The 16,133-nt window shown below is 73.7% G+C and carries 34 protein-coding genes; 33 read left to right on the forward strand and 1 reads right to left on the reverse strand.

Annotation, left to right across the window (positions count from 1 at the left end):
* Positions 1–10 precede the first annotated feature (10 nt).
* The 16 genes from RM572_RS21760 to RM572_RS21835 all read left to right on the forward strand — a co-directional run bounded on the left by RM572_RS21760 (position 11) and on the right by RM572_RS21835 (position 7,056).
* Positions 11–772 (forward strand): hypothetical protein, encoded by a 762-nt coding sequence (locus tag RM572_RS21760; protein WP_311675079.1) that lies wholly within the window; start codon positions 11–13, stop codon positions 770–772.
* A complete protein-coding gene (locus RM572_RS21765) occupies positions 769–1,392 on the forward strand; it encodes a zinc finger domain-containing protein (protein ID WP_311675080.1) in 624 nt (207 codons plus the stop codon). Before RM572_RS21760 ends, RM572_RS21765 begins: the two co-directional genes overlap by 4 nt.
* Positions 1,385–1,843 (forward strand): hypothetical protein, encoded by a 459-nt coding sequence (locus RM572_RS21770; RefSeq protein ID WP_311675081.1) that lies wholly within the window; start codon positions 1,385–1,387, stop codon positions 1,841–1,843. Before RM572_RS21765 ends, RM572_RS21770 begins: the two co-directional genes overlap by 8 nt.
* Positions 1,840–2,088, forward strand: coding sequence for a hypothetical protein (locus RM572_RS21775; RefSeq protein WP_311675082.1), 249 nt, complete (start codon positions 1,840–1,842; stop codon positions 2,086–2,088). Before RM572_RS21770 ends, RM572_RS21775 begins: the two co-directional genes overlap by 4 nt.
* Positions 2,085–2,540, forward strand: a complete 456-nt coding sequence (locus tag RM572_RS21780; RefSeq protein WP_311675083.1) for a hypothetical protein — start codon at positions 2,085–2,087, stop codon at positions 2,538–2,540. The genes RM572_RS21775 and RM572_RS21780 overlap by 4 nt, the downstream gene beginning before the upstream one ends.
* Complete coding sequence (locus RM572_RS21785) at positions 2,537–2,791, forward strand: hypothetical protein (protein WP_311675084.1); 255 nt, start codon at positions 2,537–2,539, stop codon at positions 2,789–2,791. The genes RM572_RS21780 and RM572_RS21785 overlap by 4 nt, the downstream gene beginning before the upstream one ends.
* Positions 2,788–3,000, forward strand: a complete 213-nt coding sequence (locus tag RM572_RS21790) for a hypothetical protein (protein WP_311675085.1) — start codon at positions 2,788–2,790, stop codon at positions 2,998–3,000. Before RM572_RS21785 ends, RM572_RS21790 begins: the two co-directional genes overlap by 4 nt.
* The gene (locus RM572_RS21795) at positions 2,997–3,236 is read left to right on the forward strand and encodes a hypothetical protein (protein ID WP_311675086.1); all 240 of its coding nucleotides are present in this window, start codon (positions 2,997–2,999) and stop codon (positions 3,234–3,236) included. Before RM572_RS21790 ends, RM572_RS21795 begins: the two co-directional genes overlap by 4 nt.
* Entirely contained in the window at positions 3,233–3,547 is a 315-nt protein-coding gene (locus RM572_RS21800; protein ID WP_311675087.1) for a hypothetical protein, read from the forward strand. Before RM572_RS21795 ends, RM572_RS21800 begins: the two co-directional genes overlap by 4 nt.
* Complete coding sequence (locus tag RM572_RS21805; RefSeq protein WP_311675088.1) at positions 3,544–3,948, forward strand: DUF6011 domain-containing protein; 405 nt, start codon at positions 3,544–3,546, stop codon at positions 3,946–3,948. Before RM572_RS21800 ends, RM572_RS21805 begins: the two co-directional genes overlap by 4 nt.
* Positions 3,949–4,034: 86 nt before the next feature.
* On the forward strand, positions 4,035–4,316 hold the full coding sequence (locus tag RM572_RS21810) for a hypothetical protein (RefSeq protein WP_311675089.1): 282 nt from the start codon (positions 4,035–4,037) through the stop codon (positions 4,314–4,316).
* Positions 4,317–4,318: 2 nt separating this feature from the next.
* Complete coding sequence (locus RM572_RS21815; protein WP_311675090.1) at positions 4,319–4,708, forward strand: hypothetical protein; 390 nt, start codon at positions 4,319–4,321, stop codon at positions 4,706–4,708.
* Positions 4,708–5,340 carry a hypothetical protein gene (locus RM572_RS21820; RefSeq protein WP_311675091.1) on the forward strand — a complete coding sequence of 211 codons (633 nt, stop codon included), beginning with the start codon at positions 4,708–4,710 and terminating at the stop codon, positions 5,338–5,340. The genes RM572_RS21815 and RM572_RS21820 overlap by 1 nt, the downstream gene beginning before the upstream one ends.
* On the forward strand, positions 5,337–5,729 hold the full coding sequence (locus RM572_RS21825; RefSeq protein WP_311675092.1) for a DUF2493 domain-containing protein: 393 nt from the start codon (positions 5,337–5,339) through the stop codon (positions 5,727–5,729). Before RM572_RS21820 ends, RM572_RS21825 begins: the two co-directional genes overlap by 4 nt.
* A complete protein-coding gene (locus RM572_RS21830; RefSeq protein ID WP_311675093.1) occupies positions 5,726–5,950 on the forward strand; it encodes a hypothetical protein in 225 nt (74 codons plus the stop codon). The genes RM572_RS21825 and RM572_RS21830 overlap by 4 nt, the downstream gene beginning before the upstream one ends.
* A 167-nt stretch (positions 5,951–6,117) precedes the next feature.
* Complete coding sequence (locus tag RM572_RS21835; protein WP_311675094.1) at positions 6,118–7,056, forward strand: hypothetical protein; 939 nt, start codon at positions 6,118–6,120, stop codon at positions 7,054–7,056.
* A 63-nt stretch (positions 7,057–7,119) separates the two neighbouring features.
* Here RM572_RS21835 and RM572_RS21840 read toward each other — a convergent pair whose 3' ends face one another.
* Positions 7,120–7,398, reverse strand: a complete 279-nt coding sequence (locus RM572_RS21840; RefSeq protein WP_311675202.1) for a helix-turn-helix domain-containing protein — start codon at positions 7,396–7,398, stop codon at positions 7,120–7,122.
* 206 nt (positions 7,399–7,604) lie between these two features.
* Between RM572_RS21840 and RM572_RS21845 the strand changes: the two genes are divergently transcribed.
* The 17 genes from RM572_RS21845 (at position 7,605) to RM572_RS21925 (ending at position 16,014) form a co-directional block, all read left to right on the forward strand.
* Positions 7,605–7,751: a hypothetical protein gene (locus RM572_RS21845; RefSeq protein WP_311675095.1), complete on the forward strand. Its 147-nt coding sequence runs from the start codon at positions 7,605–7,607 to the stop codon at positions 7,749–7,751.
* Between the two features lie 2 nt (positions 7,752–7,753).
* A complete protein-coding gene (locus RM572_RS21850; protein ID WP_311675096.1) occupies positions 7,754–7,981 on the forward strand; it encodes a hypothetical protein in 228 nt (75 codons plus the stop codon).
* Positions 7,982–8,002: 21 nt separating this feature from the next.
* Positions 8,003–8,266, forward strand: coding sequence for a hypothetical protein (locus tag RM572_RS21855; protein WP_311675097.1), 264 nt, complete (start codon positions 8,003–8,005; stop codon positions 8,264–8,266).
* Positions 8,267–8,348: 82 nt separating this feature from the next.
* Entirely contained in the window at positions 8,349–8,699 is a 351-nt protein-coding gene (locus RM572_RS21860) for a hypothetical protein (protein WP_311675098.1), read from the forward strand.
* A 200-nt stretch (positions 8,700–8,899) separates the two neighbouring features.
* Positions 8,900–9,883: a hypothetical protein gene (locus RM572_RS21865; RefSeq protein ID WP_311675100.1), complete on the forward strand. Its 984-nt coding sequence runs from the start codon at positions 8,900–8,902 to the stop codon at positions 9,881–9,883.
* Positions 9,884–9,916: 33 nt separating this feature from the next.
* A complete protein-coding gene (locus RM572_RS21870; RefSeq protein ID WP_311675101.1) occupies positions 9,917–10,309 on the forward strand; it encodes a hypothetical protein in 393 nt (130 codons plus the stop codon).
* Positions 10,306–10,923 (forward strand): hypothetical protein, encoded by a 618-nt coding sequence (locus RM572_RS21875; protein WP_311675102.1) that lies wholly within the window; start codon positions 10,306–10,308, stop codon positions 10,921–10,923. The genes RM572_RS21870 and RM572_RS21875 overlap by 4 nt, the downstream gene beginning before the upstream one ends.
* The gene (locus RM572_RS21880; RefSeq protein ID WP_311675103.1) at positions 10,920–11,414 is read left to right on the forward strand and encodes a hypothetical protein; all 495 of its coding nucleotides are present in this window, start codon (positions 10,920–10,922) and stop codon (positions 11,412–11,414) included. The genes RM572_RS21875 and RM572_RS21880 overlap by 4 nt, the downstream gene beginning before the upstream one ends.
* Positions 11,411–12,178, forward strand: a complete 768-nt coding sequence (locus RM572_RS21885) for a hypothetical protein (RefSeq protein WP_311675104.1) — start codon at positions 11,411–11,413, stop codon at positions 12,176–12,178. The genes RM572_RS21880 and RM572_RS21885 overlap by 4 nt, the downstream gene beginning before the upstream one ends.
* A 20-nt stretch (positions 12,179–12,198) precedes the next feature.
* Positions 12,199–12,369: a hypothetical protein gene (locus RM572_RS21890; protein WP_311675105.1), complete on the forward strand. Its 171-nt coding sequence runs from the start codon at positions 12,199–12,201 to the stop codon at positions 12,367–12,369.
* An 85-nt stretch (positions 12,370–12,454) separates the two neighbouring features.
* Positions 12,455–12,604: a hypothetical protein gene (locus tag RM572_RS21895; protein ID WP_311675106.1), complete on the forward strand. Its 150-nt coding sequence runs from the start codon at positions 12,455–12,457 to the stop codon at positions 12,602–12,604.
* A gap of 159 nt (positions 12,605–12,763) precedes the next feature.
* Entirely contained in the window at positions 12,764–13,369 is a 606-nt protein-coding gene (locus RM572_RS21900; RefSeq protein ID WP_311675107.1) for a restriction endonuclease, read from the forward strand.
* A gap of 97 nt (positions 13,370–13,466) precedes the next feature.
* Positions 13,467–13,649: a hypothetical protein gene (locus tag RM572_RS21905; RefSeq protein ID WP_311675108.1), complete on the forward strand. Its 183-nt coding sequence runs from the start codon at positions 13,467–13,469 to the stop codon at positions 13,647–13,649.
* 100 nt (positions 13,650–13,749) lie between these two features.
* A complete protein-coding gene (locus RM572_RS21910) occupies positions 13,750–13,959 on the forward strand; it encodes a hypothetical protein (RefSeq protein ID WP_311675109.1) in 210 nt (69 codons plus the stop codon).
* A 624-nt stretch (positions 13,960–14,583) separates the two neighbouring features.
* Positions 14,584–14,982 (forward strand): DUF732 domain-containing protein, encoded by a 399-nt coding sequence (locus RM572_RS21915; RefSeq protein ID WP_311675110.1) that lies wholly within the window; start codon positions 14,584–14,586, stop codon positions 14,980–14,982.
* Positions 14,983–15,210: 228 nt separating this feature from the next.
* Positions 15,211–15,591: a hypothetical protein gene (locus tag RM572_RS21920; RefSeq protein WP_311675111.1), complete on the forward strand. Its 381-nt coding sequence runs from the start codon at positions 15,211–15,213 to the stop codon at positions 15,589–15,591.
* 24 nt (positions 15,592–15,615) lie between these two features.
* Positions 15,616–16,014: an HNH endonuclease gene (locus tag RM572_RS21925; RefSeq protein WP_311675112.1), complete on the forward strand. Its 399-nt coding sequence runs from the start codon at positions 15,616–15,618 to the stop codon at positions 16,012–16,014.
* Positions 16,015–16,133 lie beyond the last annotated feature (119 nt).

Here is a 16,133-nt window from a genome sequence, read left to right on the forward strand (position 1 = left end):
AGCACCACTCATGGCCTGGTTCCTCGTCGACGACAAGTCGCACTCCCACCCGAAGTTCCTCGCCGCCAGCAACGCGGCGGCCGGCCTGTGGATGAAGTGCGGCACGTGGGTCGCCGAGCACCTGACCGACGGCACCGTCCCCGGTCCCGTCGTGAAGATGCTCAAAGGCACCCCCGCGCAGGCCCGCGCGTTGGTCGACGCCGGTCTGTGGCACGGCCACGGGCACGACTGCGACCGGTGCCCGCAGCCCGCCAAGGGCGACTACCACATGCACGACTACGCGCGGCCGGGGCACGGGAACCTGCCGCGCGCCGAGGTCGAGCGGCGGCGGGCCCGTGAAGCGGAGAAGAAGCAGCGGCAGCGCGGCGGGCAGGGCCCGACACCGCCGCCGGGGCCGGGCCTGTTCGACGGTCCGCCGCCGGCTGCCGGTGGCCGCGCGGCCCGGCCGCAGGCCGCGCCGATCCCGGCTGGGTGGCGGCCGTCGGAGGACGACGTCGCCGCGGCGCAACTCGCCCGCGTGGATGCCGGGCGGGAGCAGCTCAACCCGGCGCAGCTCGACCAGGTCACCGGCAAGTTCGTCGCCCGAATGCGGGAGGACGGGCGGACGGCCGCCGAGTGGGGCGGCCGGTGGCGGCAGTGGGCCGAACACGAACGCACCAACGCGCCGGGCGGGGCGGTCGTGCCGTTCCCAGGCGCCCAGCAGACCCGAGGACAGCAGCAGCGCGCCGCGATCGAGCAGGCGCGCCGACAGCAGCAGGGAGGCGTCGGATGACCCTCGACGAGGTCTACGACCTGTTCAAGCAGATCAGCCTGGTCGACGACCGGGTGGTGCGCACCGACCCGGCCGAACTCACGGCGCAGGCGAACCTGTGGGCCGCCGCGCTCATCAACGTGCCGCTGGAGTTCGCGGGTGAGGCGCTCGGCAGGCACTACGCCGCCTGCCCGTACGCCGTGAAGCCCAGCGACATCGCCGAGCAGTGGCGCAGCGTCGCCCGGGACCGGATGGCGCAGCACACCGAGCGGTCCGCCCCGGCCCACGACCCGGACGACGTGCACGGCTACCGGGACGCACTGCGCGCCGGGCGAGCCGCAGTCGCCGCCGGGCACCAGCAGCCGGCCGCCGTGGGGGAACTGACCCGCGGCCCCGGCCCGGACTTCGTCCCCGCGACCCCCGGGTTCCTCGCCGCGAAGGCCGCGATGTGGCCGGAGGAGCAGCGCCCCGAGCGCCCGGTCGAGCTGGCGGTGCACTGCACGTGGTGCGGCGCCTCCGCGAACCGGCCGTGCCGCACGAAGAGTCGGCAGCGGCCGATGCAGGGCGTGCACCCGTCCCGCCGCGACGTGTACGCGGCCGCGCAGATCCGCAACGAGGAGCAGGGGGCCCGCAGTGCCTGACCGCATCGTGAGCCCGAGGGACGACGCTGCGCCCCGCCGGTTCGTGCTCTCCCGCGCTGTCGATGTGTCCGGGGTGTCCGGCACGGGCGACGTCGCCGACGGTGTGCTGTGGCCGGACGGCACCGCCTCCGTGCGGTGGCGGGGTGAGCATCCGTCGACGGTGTTTTGGGACCGGGGCCGGGCGTCGGTGGAGCTGATCCACGGCCACGGCGGCGCCACACAGGTGCTGTTCCTCGACGCCGATGAGGCCCCGGCCCGGGCCGTCGACGAGCCCGCCGGGTGGCCGCTGCCCGTGCGCCGCGCCGTCGACCACGCCCTCACCGCGCCGGTGCCGTGCCCGAGCTGCTCCCGAACGGTGCCGTGCCGCTGCGCGAAGGCGCCGCGGACGGAGGGCCGTGTCACCGCGGTGTTGGAGGCGCTGCGTCCGTGGCTGCGCGGTGGTGCCTCGTGAACGGCGACGTGCTGTTCGACGTCGACGACCTGCCCGGCACCGGCGCCCCGGCTGACGACGACCCGCTGTACGACCTGGCGCTGCCGGCGGGGGTCGGGCCGCTGTGCCTGCCGCCGGTGTGCTGCTCGATCAGCCGTCCGGTGACCCGCCGTCCCGGCTCCGTCGATTGGGCTCGGCCGGTGGTCACCGGCCCGTCGGTCGACGACTACAACCCGCCCGCCTACTCCCCGTGGAGCACCGCATGATGATCGACAACCCGAGCTACGGCTTCATCGCCCCGAACGGCGCAGGGCTCACCATCACTCCGCAGCCCGACGGCCGCCCCCTGGTCGAAGTCGTCGCCCAGGACCGCCACGACACGGCCGTACTGCTGTACCTCGCCGCGATCACCGCCGTCCGGTTCGCCGAAGACCTCGACCGCGCCGTCGAGGCCGCCGCGAACGGCGACACCACCGTCGGCGTCAGCGACCCCCGCATCGACACGGCCGGGGACAGCATCCAGGTCGTCCCCGGCCCCGACGACGGCATCGAGCCCCGCGTCACGATCTCCGTCGAAGAGCACCGCGGCGACCCGCACGGCCCCGCCAGCGTCGCGGTCGAAGTGCCGCTCAACGAGGCAGCCGACATGGCCGCCGCGCTCCGCACCGCGGCATCCGGTTCCGCTGCTGCGCGCACGCAGAACGGCGGTGGACAGTGAGCGCCGAGACCGCCGACTGGGCGGCCACCCGAGACGCCTCCTGGTACCAGCGGCCGAACGTGCGCAGCGACAAGCAGGTCCACATGGCCGGGCGGATGGCGCCGCGCGGCGAGGGCGTCATGTCCCGGTGCGGCCGGTCGATCCTCGATGACGATTCGTCGTGGCGGCCCGCGGACGTGCCGGCCGGTCTGCGTTGCCGTGCGAACGGCTGCCGCCAGGGATGGCCCGCGCAGGACGGCGGTGCCCTGTGAGCGCCTTTTCTCTCGGCGTGGAGATCGCCTGCGACGGCCCGGACGAGGCCCGGGACTGCCCGCAGTCGGCCGCCGTGCCCCGCCGGTTCGGCTCGATGACGGCCCCGGAGGTGCGCGCCGACGGCCGCTCCCTCGGGTGGACGCTGCGGCGCCGCGACGGCCAGCGCATCGACCTGTGCCCCGACTGCCGGAAGGAGGCCCGACGATGAGCGCCCGGATCATGCTGATCTGCGAGCGGCTGCACGGCGACTACGGCGTATGCGCCGCCACGCTGCTCACCGACGCGCAGACGATCGCCGACGCCCGCGCCTACGGGGCCCGGCTCGGCTGGTACTGGAGCCCGCAGGTTCGACAGGACCTGTGCCCCACCTGCTCCGGACGACAGCCCACCCGCGGCCCGTCCGTGGTGCACCTGCGCCCGGAACACGACGGCGGTGTCCAGTGACCGCGCCGGCCGCCGTTCAGCCCGCTCTCGGCGACGCCAACACCCTCCCCAGCGGCTGCTACTGGTCGACCGACCCGGACGACGGCCTGCTGCTCATCCCCGGCTGCATGGCCCGGGTGCAGGACCCGGACGCCGACTGCACCTGCGCCACGCTCGCCGCCCGTCTGGCCCGCGTGGAGGAGGAGCTGCGGGAGGAGCGGGAGAAGGCGGCGTATGCCCGCCGGTGGTACGCGGCGGTCGCGGAGGCGCTGGACGCTCACCCGGCCGGGCGCGAGATCCGCACGGACGCGCACCGGAGGGCCGGCCGGTGAGCCGCCGCTGCTTGGGCGCCTGCGGCCGTGACCTCACCGACCCCGAGTCCATCCGGGTCGGCTACGGCCGGATCTGCGCCGCGAAGGCCGGCATCCCGCACGCCGCGAACACCACCCACCACACAACCTCCGTGCCGGCGACCGCCGGACAACTCCCACTGGAGGACACCGTGACCGACCTGAAGTTCACCGTGAACCTGCCGTCCGGCCCCGCCGAGGCATCCATCACCATCCCGGGCTCCGCGCACACCGTGCCGGACTCCCGCGGCTGCCCCGACTGCGGCGAGCCCGCCTACTTCTCCGGCTGCGACGCCGACGGCTGCAACGGCTACGGCTGCCAGGACTGCGGCAGCGGATGCGACCTCGACTTCGCCGACGACGGCCGCTGCGCCACCGCCTGACCCCGCCCAGCAGGACGGCCCGCCCCTGCGCGAATCAGGGGCGGGCGCGCCCGGCACCTACCCACCCACCACCGGAGGAACACCCGATGGACACCACACCCGCCCGCGACGCGATCCACCGCCTGTTCGAGAGCGGCCGCACGTCGTACCGGCTGGACGAGCTGATCGACGCCGCGCTCGCCGAGGACCGCGCCGCCCGCGACGCCGAGGTGCGCGCCGCCGCACTTCACGAGGCCGCCGACGAACTGGAAGGCATCGACTTCCACCCGAACGCCCGGAGCACCTGCCACGGCATCGCCAAGGCGTTCGCCTTCCGCATCCGCGCCAAGGCCGCCGCTGCCCGCCCCGACGACACCACCGGAGCCTGACCATGGGCAACACCCGCCGCGCCGCCGAACGCCGCGCCCACGACGAAGCCCCCACCGTCCCGGCCGCCACCGTCCAACCCACCCGCTACGAGGTGTCGTGCCTGCCCGAGGGCGAGGACCGCCGGCACTTCGCTCTCACCGTGGAGTACCGCGGCGCCGACCGGTGGGCCGTCGCACGGCACGGCCAGTGCCTCGCCGCCGACGGCACCTGGTCCTACGAGCCCTCCCCGTCGAACCGCGAGGACGACTGGATCGAGGCGCACCGGTTCGACCTGGACACCGCGCTGCGCCTCGCCCGCGAGGCCGCGCCGCTGCTGACCGTCAACGGCTACACGGTGACCGATGCGCTGGAGATGGCCGAGCACCGCGCCAGCCGAGGGGCGGGTGCGTGATGGCCGACCACCCCACCGACACCGTGCTCGCCGCCCGCCAGCTCCGCCGCGAGCAGCTCGCCGTGCTCCTCTCCCGCGCCGCCCGCGGCGTCCTCACCCCCAACGAGGGCCCGCTGCTCCGCGCCGCAGTAGAGACCGAACTGGCCGACGCCAACACCGCCTACCTCGAACTCGACAACCAGCGCGAGACGTTCGACATCGCCTGGGAGCAGCAGGCCGCCGAACTGGAGCGCGCCCGCGAGGAGCGCGGCACCTACCGGGCGGCCTGGCACTCCGCACGCGACCGCGCCCGCAAGCACTGCGCCGCCGTCGACGGCATGTGGAACGCGAACACCCGCCTCGCCAACCGGGCCCGCCGCGCCGAGAAACAGCTGACCGCCGTGCGCGCCCTGCACCAGCGGGACGACAGCAACCCGCTCGGCCCGTGGTGCGGCACCTGCTCGGTCCCGTGGCCCTGCCGCACCGCCGCCGCGCTGGACGGCGCCCAGCAGACCGAGACAGCGGGCGGGCCGGAGCTGCGGCCGTGCGGCTCGCCGACCTGCCTGCCGAACGGCGCGCACCAGTACATGCTCGGCCGCCAAGTCCACCAGTGCCCCGGCTCGACGCCCCCGGCCGGCGAGGGGGACCGATGACCGCCCCGTACCGCGTCCTCGTCACCGGCAGCCGCGACTGGGACAGCGACGAACGCGTGTGGGCCGCGCTCAACGACACCCGCGACGAAGCCCTGATCACCGGGCGACACCTCGTCGTCGTCCACGGCGCGTGCCCCCGCGGCGCAGACGCCCACGCCGCCCGCTGGTGCACCACCGCCACCCAGTTCGCCAACGGCGTCACCGAGGAACGCCACCCCGCGGACTGGGACCGGCACGGCCGCGCCGCCGGGTTCTGCCGCAACGCCGAGATGGTGCAGCGCGGCGCCGACCTCTGCCTCGCCTTCATCAAGGACGGCTCCCGCGGCGCCTCGCACACCGCCCGCCTCGCCGAGCAAGCCGGCATCCCCGTGAGGCGGTGGACCGCGTGACCGCACTGCGCCCCGCCGCGGCCTGCCTCGTGATCGCCGTCATCGCAGTCTGCGCCTACTCCGCCGCCCACAACCCCACCGCACAGGAGGCCCCCGTGTGGCTGATCGTCTTCCTCGCCCTCACCGCAACCGCCGCCGCATACGCCCTACACCGCCGACACCGCGACCCCCTCGACCGCGAACTCCGCGCCCTCATCCGCCGCGAAGGAAAAACCCCATGACCACCACAACCCCGCACAAACAGCGCCCTTACACACAAACCAGCACCATCACCAACACCTGACCCCGCACACACGAAAGGGGCGCCCCACCAGCCGGCCAAGCTCCGGGGCACCCCAACACGCGGCGTGATCATCGTACGCCCCACGCACCCACTGGAGCGCCCGCCATGCCGCACAACCGCCGCACCGCCGTCGAAGACCTCACCTTCATCACCGACCACTGGCCCCAGCTGCGCGCCCTCATCGACACCAACACCCCCGCCGGCGACGCCCCCACCACCAAGGCCGCCTACCTGGCCGCCCTCGACCAGGCCGACGCCGCCGAAACCGCCATCGCCCTCTCCCACGTCCAGCAGCTCACCACCCGCCACGACCAGCACGGCCGCGTCTACTACGAGTGCGGGCTGTGCGACTACGTCGGCGAAGGCCGCGCCCACCCCGTGCGGCCCGACCGCGGGCCCGGCCGGCTCGCCGAGACCCCCGCCCCCGTGCGGCTGCACGTCGTCGACGCCTGCCGCGCCATCGAGGCCGCCCTCGCGCACCTCGCCGACGAGATCGCCGCGTGCGTGCAGCGCCCCACCATGTCCGGCCCCGACCCGCACTGGCCCGCCCCGGACAGAAAGCGGCGCCGCGCCCTCGTCGCCGAAGACGCCGACGACCCGCGCCGCTGGCGCTACCTGCTCGGCGACCGCACCGCGCCCACCGCCGCCGCCTGGCTGCTCGCCCGCCTGGAGAACCACGACGGGCCGTTCCTGCGCCGGTTGAGCATGGAGCAGCGGGTGCGTGTCGGGCTCGTCGCCGGTGAGGCCGCGGCCCGGATGGAGCGCACGATCGGCGCCCTGTCCTCGGCGGTGCCGATGGACCGGCCGTGCCCGTACTGCTCCGGCACGCTGACCATGCATCGCGACCACGCCGCGGGCACCGCGCGGGTGGTGTGCGCCGAGCCGGGATGCGGCGCCCCGGTGCCGCAGGGCGAGGACGGGCGCCGGGCGTGGTCGACGCCCCGGGAGCTGTTCAAGCTGGAGCAGGCGCTGCACCACGCGGACCGGCGGCGTGCGGCGCGGGAGCGGAAGGCCCGTCAGCGGGCGCGTGCTCGTGCGGCGTAGCGTGGACATACGGACGGCCCGTGCTCGCCTAGGGGGTGCACGGGCCGTTCGCTGTTGCGGGTGCTACTTGTCGTCCGCCGGCTTCTTCCGTGGCTTCCGGGGTGCGTTGACGCCTTCGAGGATCTGGCGGACCCGCCCGAAGCTGATGTCGAGTTCCGCGGCGATCTCCCGGTACGTCATTCCGCTCTCGTGCATCTCTCGCACGGCCTGCTGCCGCGCCTGCCGGATTCTCTCCGGCACCGCGTCCAACAGGTGCGTCAACTGCTTCGCTCTGGCTGTAGGGGAGTCGGCCTCCGCCACGCCGTCGACGGCGTCAAGCACGCGTTGCACCTCCTCCGCCATGTCGTCCACGTCCGCTCCTCATGGGTGTTCTGGGAGCCGGATCTCGTTTCGGTGTTGTGTACAGAGCCTACACGTGTGTAGTGTCTGTACACAACGGCGAGAGTCCGCTCTCCGTCCGTATGCACGAAGGCCCCCCGGCGGCGCTCCAACGCCATATGCCGGGGGGCCGGACCCACCCACAACCATCACGAAGAGGCAGGTCCGACATGGATCGTACGGCCCCCGAACAGCAGCAGGACACCCCCACGCCGTCCGACAGCATCCCCGGACTCGACGGCCCCTCCACCCCGGAGACGTGCCGCCGCGAGTACGAAGACGCCGCCGCGCGCCGCACCGGCAACGGCGGGTGGTGAACGTGGCGTTCTTCGGGTTGTTCGGCAACGACGCCGCGATGGCGGCGAACGAGTACGCCGGCCGCCAGTCCGCCACGGATCGCGCCCGCGAGCGCGAAGAGAAGAGGTCCGCGAAGCGGCGCGAGCGGCACCACCGATCCGGCGCCACCCGTGCGGCCCGCCAGGGCCAGGCGTGGGAGGACGCCGACCGCCACCGCGAGCAGTACGGCCGCTTCGGCCGCCGCCACTGACCCCGGAAGGACCCGAACGACATGCGCATGCCCGCGTTCCTCATCCACCGCAAGGAGACCCCCGTGTCCGACACCACCGCCACCGCCTGGCCGAAGGGCGTCGTCGCCCGCTACCTCACCGTCGCCGGCGCCACCGTCGACGTGACCGGCAGCGGGCACCGAACCAGGTACCGGTGCACTGGCTGTCCGGAGGGGATCGGCGCCGTCTGGGCCGAATCGTCCGCCCATAAGCACGCCCAGAGTCACGCCGAGAAGTGCCGCGCCCTGCCCAAGCCGACCGCCTGACGGGTTGCCCGCGGCGCCCGGGACCACCCTCCCGGGCGCCAAGGAGAACCAGTCAAGCCCCGAACCCGAACAGGACACCCCGATGGACTTCAAGCAGGCCCTCAGCAACGTCATCGCCGAACTCACCCCGCAGCCCTGGGACTACACCACCCCCGACGGCGTCACCCTCACCGTCATCCCCGCCGGCCTCCGCGAGGACCCCGGCCAGGCGACCGTCTACGTGCGCGTCACCAGCGACAAGACCCACGCCGCAGAAGCCTCGATCACCACCACCGACCTGCCCACCCTGATCGACGCGCTGAGCGAGCCGGTCACCGCCCCGTGGGAGCACCAGCCGCACTACCCCGACGGCACGCCGAGGGGCCGCGTCGGCACCTGGCTCGGCGACTCTCCGGCCTCACCCTCGCCCCGGCCGACGGCGGGTTCACCCTGACCGCCATCGAGGAGGGCGACCGCGCGCTGCTGCGGGCCGCCGTGGATCTGCCGGAGCAGCAGCGTCTGCCGCTGGCGTCCGCCCTGCGCCGCGCGCTGGACGTCGCCCGCGGCTGGGAGTCCTGACCCCCCTTTCGACCGGCCAGGCCCGCGCACCGTCCCTGCGCGGCCCGGCCCCCTACACCCACACCGGAGCACCCCATGAACCCGCCGGCGTTCCTCGCCCGCACCTCGCCCCTCGTCTACCCCGCCGCCCTGCTCTCCGCCGCATCGCTCGTCTGGACGTCGTGGTCGCTGATCGACCTCCTCGGCGCCGAAGAGGTCGGCATCACCGTCGCCGCCGGCGCCGACATCATCTGGGCGTCGATCATCGTCGCCGAGTACCGCGGCCTCCGCATCATGGGGCGCCGCTGGCCGGTGCACGTCCTCGGCTGGCTCACGCTCCTCGCCGTCGCCGCGTTCCTCGCCTGGCACGGCATCGAGCAGGATGTCATCGCGATGGCCGTCGCCGGGCCGTTCCTGCCGCTCGGCGCAAAAATCGTGTGGGCGCTCGCCCTGGCCGACATGCGCGACCCCGCGGCGCTCACCGACGACGAGCAGCACCAGCTCGCCGAGATGCGGCGGCACATGGCGTTCGAAGAGGCGCAGCACAGCATCACGATGCGGCGCCGCCAGATGCAGGCCGAGCTCCAGATGACGGAAGTCGACACGGACTTCGACATCGAGTTCAAGCGGCAGAACAAGCAGAGGGAGCTGCACCGTCAGCGTCCGCTCGCTCTCGACGCTGCCCCGGCCGCCCGGCCGCTTCCCGTATCCGGTGGTGCGCCCCACGATGCGCCCGCGGATGCGGCGGCGCATCAGGGCGAGGCGGACGAGGCGCCCCACGACGCGCCGCATCCGCAGCACGAGGAGCAGCCCGCCCAGCAAGGCCGGCCGCCGCTCGTGCCCGTCCCGCCGCACGGCACGCAGCCGCCGCCCGCGCTCGACCTGACCGAGCTGCCGAAGTCCAAGGCGGTGCTGCTGATGAAGGAGAAGCACCCGGGCGACAGCGCCCCGCAGATCGTCCGCCGCCTCGCCGAGCACGGCGTCGAGGTGACCGACGGATACGTCCGCACCGCCCTCGGCCGCGCCGCCCGCAAGGCGCAGCAGAACGACCAGCCCGACGGCCAGGGCCTCTACCTCTAACCCGCCCGCCAGACACGCGCCCCGGAGGACCCGATGCGACTGCTTACCCCGCCCCGCACCAGCCCGCCCGCCGCGGCGCGCCCCGCCCTGCCCACGCTGCCGCCCCTCCCGACGGGGTACGCCCCCCGCATCACCGCACCCGCCCGCCCGGCGGCGCCGCACACCAGTGAGGCGCCCCCGGCGGCGCCCCGTCCCGTACTCGTGTCCGGCGTCCTGACCACGGTCACCGGCACCGCGGGCCAGCCGGTGCATCTCCACCGCGCCGATTACCAGCGCCCGTCGGTGCACGGCGGGTGGACGATCCACGGCTACGCCTGGCGCTGCCCCACCTGCCCGGCGATCTCCCGCGGTTTCGAGCCCCGCGAGTTCGCCCGCGCACTCACCGACGCCCGCACCCACACCTGCACCGAGGGGAGCCTGCGGTGACCGACAAGCCGCTGACGCCGACGCGCATCATCCCGGCCGGGCAGACCGCGGCGCTCCCGGGCCGCGGGCCGCAGCCGGGGGAGCGCCCGCCGTGGTGGGAACAGCCGAAGCCCACCGCCCCGGCCGCACCACCGCCTCCTGCGGCGGCGCCGCCTCGTGAGGCGCCCCCCGCCGCTGAGGCGCCGCGCCAGGATGCGCCTGCCGCAACCGACGCTGCGCCGCATGTGGTCGAGGTGCGCGTCACCCACGACCAGGCCCAGCAGAGCGAGCAGGAGCCGCCGTCGCGCTGGTCCCTCGCGTGGGCCCGGCACCGCCTCCACCCCTGGTGGACGCTCGCCGCGACCGGACTCGCGTTCGTCCCCATGTACCCGCTCTCGGACTACTCCGCCGCCGTCACCTGGGCGGACACCGTCGGACAGGCCCGCGACAGCTTCGGCTACGGCTGGGGCTACGCCCTCGCCGGCGGCGTGTTCACCCTCGCCGTCCTCGCCGACCACCGCGGCCGGTCCTGGCGCATCGTCACCCGCTTCTGGCTCGTCGTCGGCGCCGCAGGCTTCGCAGGCGCAGCCCACTGGTACGACCCGATCACCTTCCTTACAGGAGTCACCCCGTGAACCCGCTCTCGCTCGGCGGCATCGCTGTCGCCCTCGCGATCGTTCTCGCCAACTTCAAGCCCTGGTGGAAGGGCGGCCGCGACCCCAAGGCCCTCGTGCCCTTCGGGACCGGCGCCGCGCTCGGCGCGCTCGCCACAATCTGCGCCGGCGGCGCCCTCGGCTGGGGCGCGTCCGGTGTCGCCAGCCTCATCTCCGGCGCCGGGGACAAGGCCGTCACCTCCGTGACCGGCACCGGCTCCGCACCCGTCGCCACCGCCAGCCTGGGCGCCCTCACACCCCCGGGCGGCGTCGTGGTGTTCCTGCTGACCATCGGCGTCGTCCTCATGTGGAAATCCGCCGGGAAGGACGACAAGCGGCGCACCGCGGGCGGGCTCATCACCGGCGCCACGCTCGGCATCCTGCCGGGCGTCGCCGCCGGCCTCGCGGTCCTGCCCGACGCGGTGAACTGGATCGGGGCGCAGGGCTACGGGCTGCTCGGCGGTGCGGCATGAAGCGCCTGACCGCATCCGGTGAGGCGGCGCGTGATGCGTTCGGCCGCATCAGCAGCGGATCCCGCATCCTCACCGACCGCATCACCAGCGGCGCGGGGGAGTGGGTCCGCGCAGGGCGCCGGGAAGACCTCGAAGGCGTCGCCGCGGCACTGGGCTGCTGGCTGCGCGCCGGGTTGCTGGCCGGCGGCGCGTGGATCGCATACCGGGTGCTGCACGCGGCCCCGAACCTGATGTGGGCGGCGACCGCCGTGTGGTGCTGGAAGGCGTACCGCGCCAAGCCCGCGGCACCTGCCGCCGCGGATGACGCTGAGCCGGCCGACGGCGACGGCCAAGAGCCCCCCAGCCAGGGCCCGCGCGTGGACCTGTCCAAGGCCGGCCCGCCCTCCCCCGAGCAGCTCGTGCAGGCGCTCCGCCAGGTGGCCGCCCCGCACGCCCACCTCGCCGCCCTCGCCCGCCACCTCGACACCACCCCCGGCCGGGTCCGGGAGGGCCTGGACGCGGCCGGTATCCCGGTCTCCGGTGGGGTGCGCGCGGGGGGCCGCGTCTCAACCGGCGTGAAGCGAGAGGACTTCCCCACTCTCCCGACCGCCCCTGGCCCCCCTGTTGTTGCTCCGGAATGCGCAGGTCAGCCCGGCAACAACAACAGCAACAACGCCGAGCCGGCCCCGGGCGGGGTCACGGTCGAGCACCCCGTCCCGGGGATGACCATCGTCCGGCACCACGCCGACACCGTGCTGCGCCACCACCGCGTGCAGCGCCCCTGACCCACGAGAGGACACCCGACATGGACAAGCAGACCGCCACCGAGAACGCCGCCCGCGCAGTGCTGGAGAACAGCAGGCCGGACTGCCTCACCGACCCGGACCACCACCCCGGTGCCGTCGTCCGCGCGCTGCTCCTCGGCGTCCGGCGCGCCGACATCGAGGCCGAAGTGAAGCGGCAGCGCGCGAGCTGACCTAAGACCCCGGGGCGGCCCCCGCCTGGCAGCTGACGGCCGCCCCGGTCCACCCATCCCGACGCATCGAGACAGGAGCCCCATCATGCCCTTCCGCAGGACGATGTCCACCAGCGAGCTGCGCGAGAAGCAGAAGGCGAGCGGCGGCGACAACGAGCGGCACGCCACCACCTACCAGCCGTCCCGTGGCGGCTGGTTCAAGTCCAGCAAGCCCGAGCCCAAGCCCAAGCCCTGATCCCCGCGTTCGGCTGACACAACCCGGCGACCTGCCGGAGAGTCAGACCCGGCAGGCATCATCAAAGCCCCGCCGCATCACCACCTGATGCGGCGGGGCGCAGCCGTATCCGCACCACCGCACCACGCCGTCCGCATCACCGCATCACGGGAGCGCACCATGACCACACCGCACCGCATCATGCAGCGCAACCCGCTGCGCTCATGCACCGGTCTGCTGGTCGTCGCCGTGCTCGCCGGCATGCTGCTGCTGTTCCTCATCGAACGGCACCCCGGGCTCCTCGCCGCCCTGCTGCTCCCCATCGCCGCCGTCATGGGCCTCGTCGGCACATGGCGGCAACGACGCCGCGAGGGCCGCCTACGGGCCACCAGGTCCACCGAGGTCGCCCGCTACCACGCGATGGACCCGCGGGAGTTCGAGCACGCCGTCGCCTACCTGTGCGCCCGCGACGGCTGCCGAGACGTCCGCGTCGTCGGCGGCGCCGGCGACCTCGGCGCCGACGTGACCGCGGTCGCGCCGGACGGGCGCAGGATCGTCATCCAGTGCAAGCGGTACGGCTCCACGAAGGTCGGATCGCCGGACGTGCAGCGGTTCGGCGGCACCTGCTACTCCGTGCACCGCGCCGCGCTCGCCGCCGTCGTCACCACGAGCGTGTTCACCCGCCCGGCCGCGCAGTACGCGGCGGCGCACGGCATCGCGTGCGTGGACCAGGCCGCGCTGGCGGGGTGGGCGTCGCGCACGGGCCCGCCGCCGTGGATGCGTTGAAGTACACGCGTAAACCCGGTTCCAGACGGGTTGTCGGACCTGTCGCATAGGCTGATCAAGCCGCCCCCAGTTGTCCCACACCAGCACGGAGGAACCCATGGCCGACGTCACCGCGAGCGAAGTCCACGACGCGCAGATGTCCACCGCGAAGGCCCTGTACGAGGCCATCGAGGAGCGCTTGAAGGACGTGGTGAAGGTCAGCAACGCGGGCGGCAAGGCGCAGCACGTCGCGGAACTTGCCGCCGCCTATGCCGCAGTGGCGCACGGGCCTCGCCGCTGACCGTCCCCTCCCGAAGGCCCGCATCGTTCACCCGGTGCGGGCCTTCGCGCTGCCGCGTGCAGGCCCCACCCGCCCCTGCACGCCCATCGAGGAGCCCGACATGGGACACCGCCCCTACCCGAACGCCGGCCGCGCCGTACGACACATCCACCGACGCCCCCTCACCGGCGAACCCCCGCTCGCCGGATGGGAGCCGCCGGAGGTACGCGTCGCCGCTGCGGCCGTCACCGGCGCCCCGGTCCCCGGCCTTCCGCTGCCCATCCCGGCGCCCGCAGAGCCCGATCCGACGGAGACTCAAATCACCCCATAGCCCCCACGAAAGACACGATCCGGTAACGGTTCGCGGATGTGTGGTCCCGTCAGATCGGCGGGACCACCGCCATTTCCAGGGCCCGGAGCCCATCCGCAGCCCCCGTCGAGGAGCCGGCCGAGGGGCGCAGACGGGCTGCCAGGCGGCCCCGCCGAGGAGCGATCCGGCGTCATTCCGCGCTCAAACTGAACGCAAACTGAATCGCTTTTGCTGCCGAATGGTGCCTACATGTATCGGCAACTGCATCGCATCTTCGCAGGTCAACGGATTCTGTCCCCCGGGGACTCCCCAGGCTCGCGCGCGCGTAGAGTCCTATCCACTCCACTACCTCTCTGGTGGCTGAGGAGAGAGATCAACCTCAGGTGGATCAGCGCGCGAGCAAGATCAACTCTGCTCTCAGGCCCGCCACTTGCAATCCGAGCCGACATGTCACACACTCGTCGACAGGCACCCCCTGCCCAGACGGCAGAAAGCCCACAGCGAGAGCCCCGCCCCAGATGCCGGCCAACAGCAACCAGCAGGACGAGGCCCTCCCTCCCAACCTCCCGCGAAAGCCCCCGGAGACCACCGGGGGCTTTCGCCATTCCCCGCCCCAACGCCGGCCACCGCTGCCACCCTGACGGCATGCGACGACACCTCACCACCACAGCCGGCCTCGCCCTCGCCGCCCTCACCCTCACCGCATGCGGCGCCGACAACACCCCCGACACCAAGCCACAGCCGGAGACCCCCGCGGCCAGCAGCCCCACGCAGCCCGACCCCGGCACCGGCATCCCACCCGAGCCCACCGGCGCAGCACGCGACGCCTACCTCGCCGCCCTCGAAGCCATCGACCCGCAGCTCGTCGCCGACGCCGACAAGGCCATCGACGCCGGCCGCAACCAGTGCAGCAGCCTCAACGGCGGCGGCACCGACCCCGCCGGCACCGCAGCAGCCCGGTTCAGCATGGGCGGCAACCAGGTCAGCGAGCAGCAGGCCAAGGCCATCAACCAGGCCCTCAGGCAGACCCTCTGCCCCAAGTAGAGCCCCGTGCGGGGCAGGTCACACCCATCGACACACGGCGGTGCCGCTGGCGCCCGCCCCGCACGGAACACACCACGCTGGGGAGCGTGGACAGCCCGCAGGCGGGCGGGCACGGAGCCGAGGAGGGTGATCGACGGCACGCGCAAGGGGGTGTGGGCCCCGCGCAGCGCCTCTCACCCCCTCGGCTCCACCAACACCACCCCACCCACCCCGAGCAGGAGGCCCACCATGCCCCGACTCCAGATCCTCGAACTCCCCGAAGGCACCCACGACGACCGGCCGCCCTTCGCCCTCGTCATCGACCAGGTCACCGACAAGACCCTCGCCGACATCACCCACAACGAGACCGTCCTCGCCGAAGGCATCGGCGCGCGCCACGTCCTCGTCTTCGCCGAGACCGTCGAGATCCCCGACAACGTGATCACCCTCGACCACAACGGACACCCCACCCCCAACCCCGGACCCGTCCGCGTCAAGCTCGACGTCGACGACCTCCGCGCCCAGCTCGACGAGTTCCGCGCACACGTCGAACAGGCCATCACCGACCTGCACCAGCGCACCACCAAGGCCGCAGGCAGGCCCCATACCGAACCCCTCCGCACCGTCTAACCCCCACCCCGAGGGGACCCCGGCATGCCCCCCACCGCACCCCCCACCCGCTGCACCGACCCCGAATGCAGCAACTACGCCACCCACCGAGGCCGCTGCGACCACCACCAACCCACCCCATGGGCCGGCCGCGACGACAAGACAGCCCGCTACGGCATCAGCTCCGGACGCTGGCGCACCCTCAAACGCGCCGTCACCCGACGCGACCACGGCTGCTGCTACAGATGCGGAGCCGACCAAGCCGACACACCCGAAGAGCCCTACGTCCTCGACCACATCACCCCCATCGCCGAAGGCGGCTCCCCCACCGACCTCGACAACCTCGGACTCCTCTGCGGCCCCTGCGACCAGGTCAAGAGCCGCGACGAAGCACAACGAGGCGCCCAGCGAGCCCGCGAACGGGCACGAACACGGCACACCTGACGCCCCCCGAGCCGAACGCGCAGGAGCCCCACAGGCGCCCCCGCAGCACACCAGGCACCCACCGAGGCGCAGCACAGCCCCACAACGCGCCCAGCAGGCGCACAGCCAGCCCCACGCCC

This window comes from Streptomyces hazeniae, assembly GCF_031845485.1.
Classification (GTDB): Bacteria; Actinomycetota; Actinomycetes; order Streptomycetales; family Streptomycetaceae; genus Streptomyces; species Streptomyces hazeniae.

Excerpts from the sequence above, each read along its gene's own strand:
- RM572_RS21760 (WP_311675079.1), top strand. The coding sequence starts at position 11 with ATGGCCTGGTTCCTCGTCGACGACAAGTCGCACTCCCACCCGAAGTTC.
- RM572_RS21765 (WP_311675080.1), top strand. The coding sequence starts at position 769 with ATGACCCTCGACGAGGTCTACGACCTGTTCAAGCAGATCAGCCTGGTC.
- RM572_RS21780 (WP_311675083.1), top strand. The coding sequence starts at position 2,085 with ATGATGATCGACAACCCGAGCTACGGCTTCATCGCCCCGAACGGCGCA.
- RM572_RS21795 (WP_311675086.1), top strand. The coding sequence starts at position 2,997 with ATGAGCGCCCGGATCATGCTGATCTGCGAGCGGCTGCACGGCGACTAC.
- RM572_RS21810 (WP_311675089.1), top strand. The coding sequence starts at position 4,035 with ATGGACACCACACCCGCCCGCGACGCGATCCACCGCCTGTTCGAGAGC.
- RM572_RS21815 (WP_311675090.1), top strand. The coding sequence starts at position 4,319 with ATGGGCAACACCCGCCGCGCCGCCGAACGCCGCGCCCACGACGAAGCC.
- RM572_RS21820 (WP_311675091.1), top strand. The coding sequence starts at position 4,708 with ATGGCCGACCACCCCACCGACACCGTGCTCGCCGCCCGCCAGCTCCGC.
- RM572_RS21825 (WP_311675092.1), top strand. The coding sequence starts at position 5,337 with ATGACCGCCCCGTACCGCGTCCTCGTCACCGGCAGCCGCGACTGGGAC.
- RM572_RS21835 (WP_311675094.1), top strand. The coding sequence starts at position 6,118 with ATGCCGCACAACCGCCGCACCGCCGTCGAAGACCTCACCTTCATCACC.
- RM572_RS21840 (WP_311675202.1), bottom strand. The coding sequence starts at position 7,398 with ATGGCGGAGGAGGTGCAACGCGTGCTTGACGCCGTCGACGGCGTGGCG.
- RM572_RS21845 (WP_311675095.1), top strand. The coding sequence starts at position 7,605 with ATGGATCGTACGGCCCCCGAACAGCAGCAGGACACCCCCACGCCGTCC.
- RM572_RS21855 (WP_311675097.1), top strand. The coding sequence starts at position 8,003 with ATGCGCATGCCCGCGTTCCTCATCCACCGCAAGGAGACCCCCGTGTCC.
- RM572_RS21860 (WP_311675098.1), top strand. The coding sequence starts at position 8,349 with ATGGACTTCAAGCAGGCCCTCAGCAACGTCATCGCCGAACTCACCCCG.
- RM572_RS21865 (WP_311675100.1), top strand. The coding sequence starts at position 8,900 with ATGAACCCGCCGGCGTTCCTCGCCCGCACCTCGCCCCTCGTCTACCCC.
- RM572_RS21870 (WP_311675101.1), top strand. The coding sequence starts at position 9,917 with ATGCGACTGCTTACCCCGCCCCGCACCAGCCCGCCCGCCGCGGCGCGC.
- RM572_RS21885 (WP_311675104.1), top strand. The coding sequence starts at position 11,411 with ATGAAGCGCCTGACCGCATCCGGTGAGGCGGCGCGTGATGCGTTCGGC.
- RM572_RS21890 (WP_311675105.1), top strand. The coding sequence starts at position 12,199 with ATGGACAAGCAGACCGCCACCGAGAACGCCGCCCGCGCAGTGCTGGAG.
- RM572_RS21895 (WP_311675106.1), top strand. The coding sequence starts at position 12,455 with ATGCCCTTCCGCAGGACGATGTCCACCAGCGAGCTGCGCGAGAAGCAG.
- RM572_RS21900 (WP_311675107.1), top strand. The coding sequence starts at position 12,764 with ATGACCACACCGCACCGCATCATGCAGCGCAACCCGCTGCGCTCATGC.
- RM572_RS21905 (WP_311675108.1), top strand. The coding sequence starts at position 13,467 with ATGGCCGACGTCACCGCGAGCGAAGTCCACGACGCGCAGATGTCCACC.
- RM572_RS21910 (WP_311675109.1), top strand. The coding sequence starts at position 13,750 with ATGGGACACCGCCCCTACCCGAACGCCGGCCGCGCCGTACGACACATC.
- RM572_RS21915 (WP_311675110.1), top strand. The coding sequence starts at position 14,584 with ATGCGACGACACCTCACCACCACAGCCGGCCTCGCCCTCGCCGCCCTC.
- RM572_RS21920 (WP_311675111.1), top strand. The coding sequence starts at position 15,211 with ATGCCCCGACTCCAGATCCTCGAACTCCCCGAAGGCACCCACGACGAC.
- RM572_RS21925 (WP_311675112.1), top strand. The coding sequence starts at position 15,616 with ATGCCCCCCACCGCACCCCCCACCCGCTGCACCGACCCCGAATGCAGC.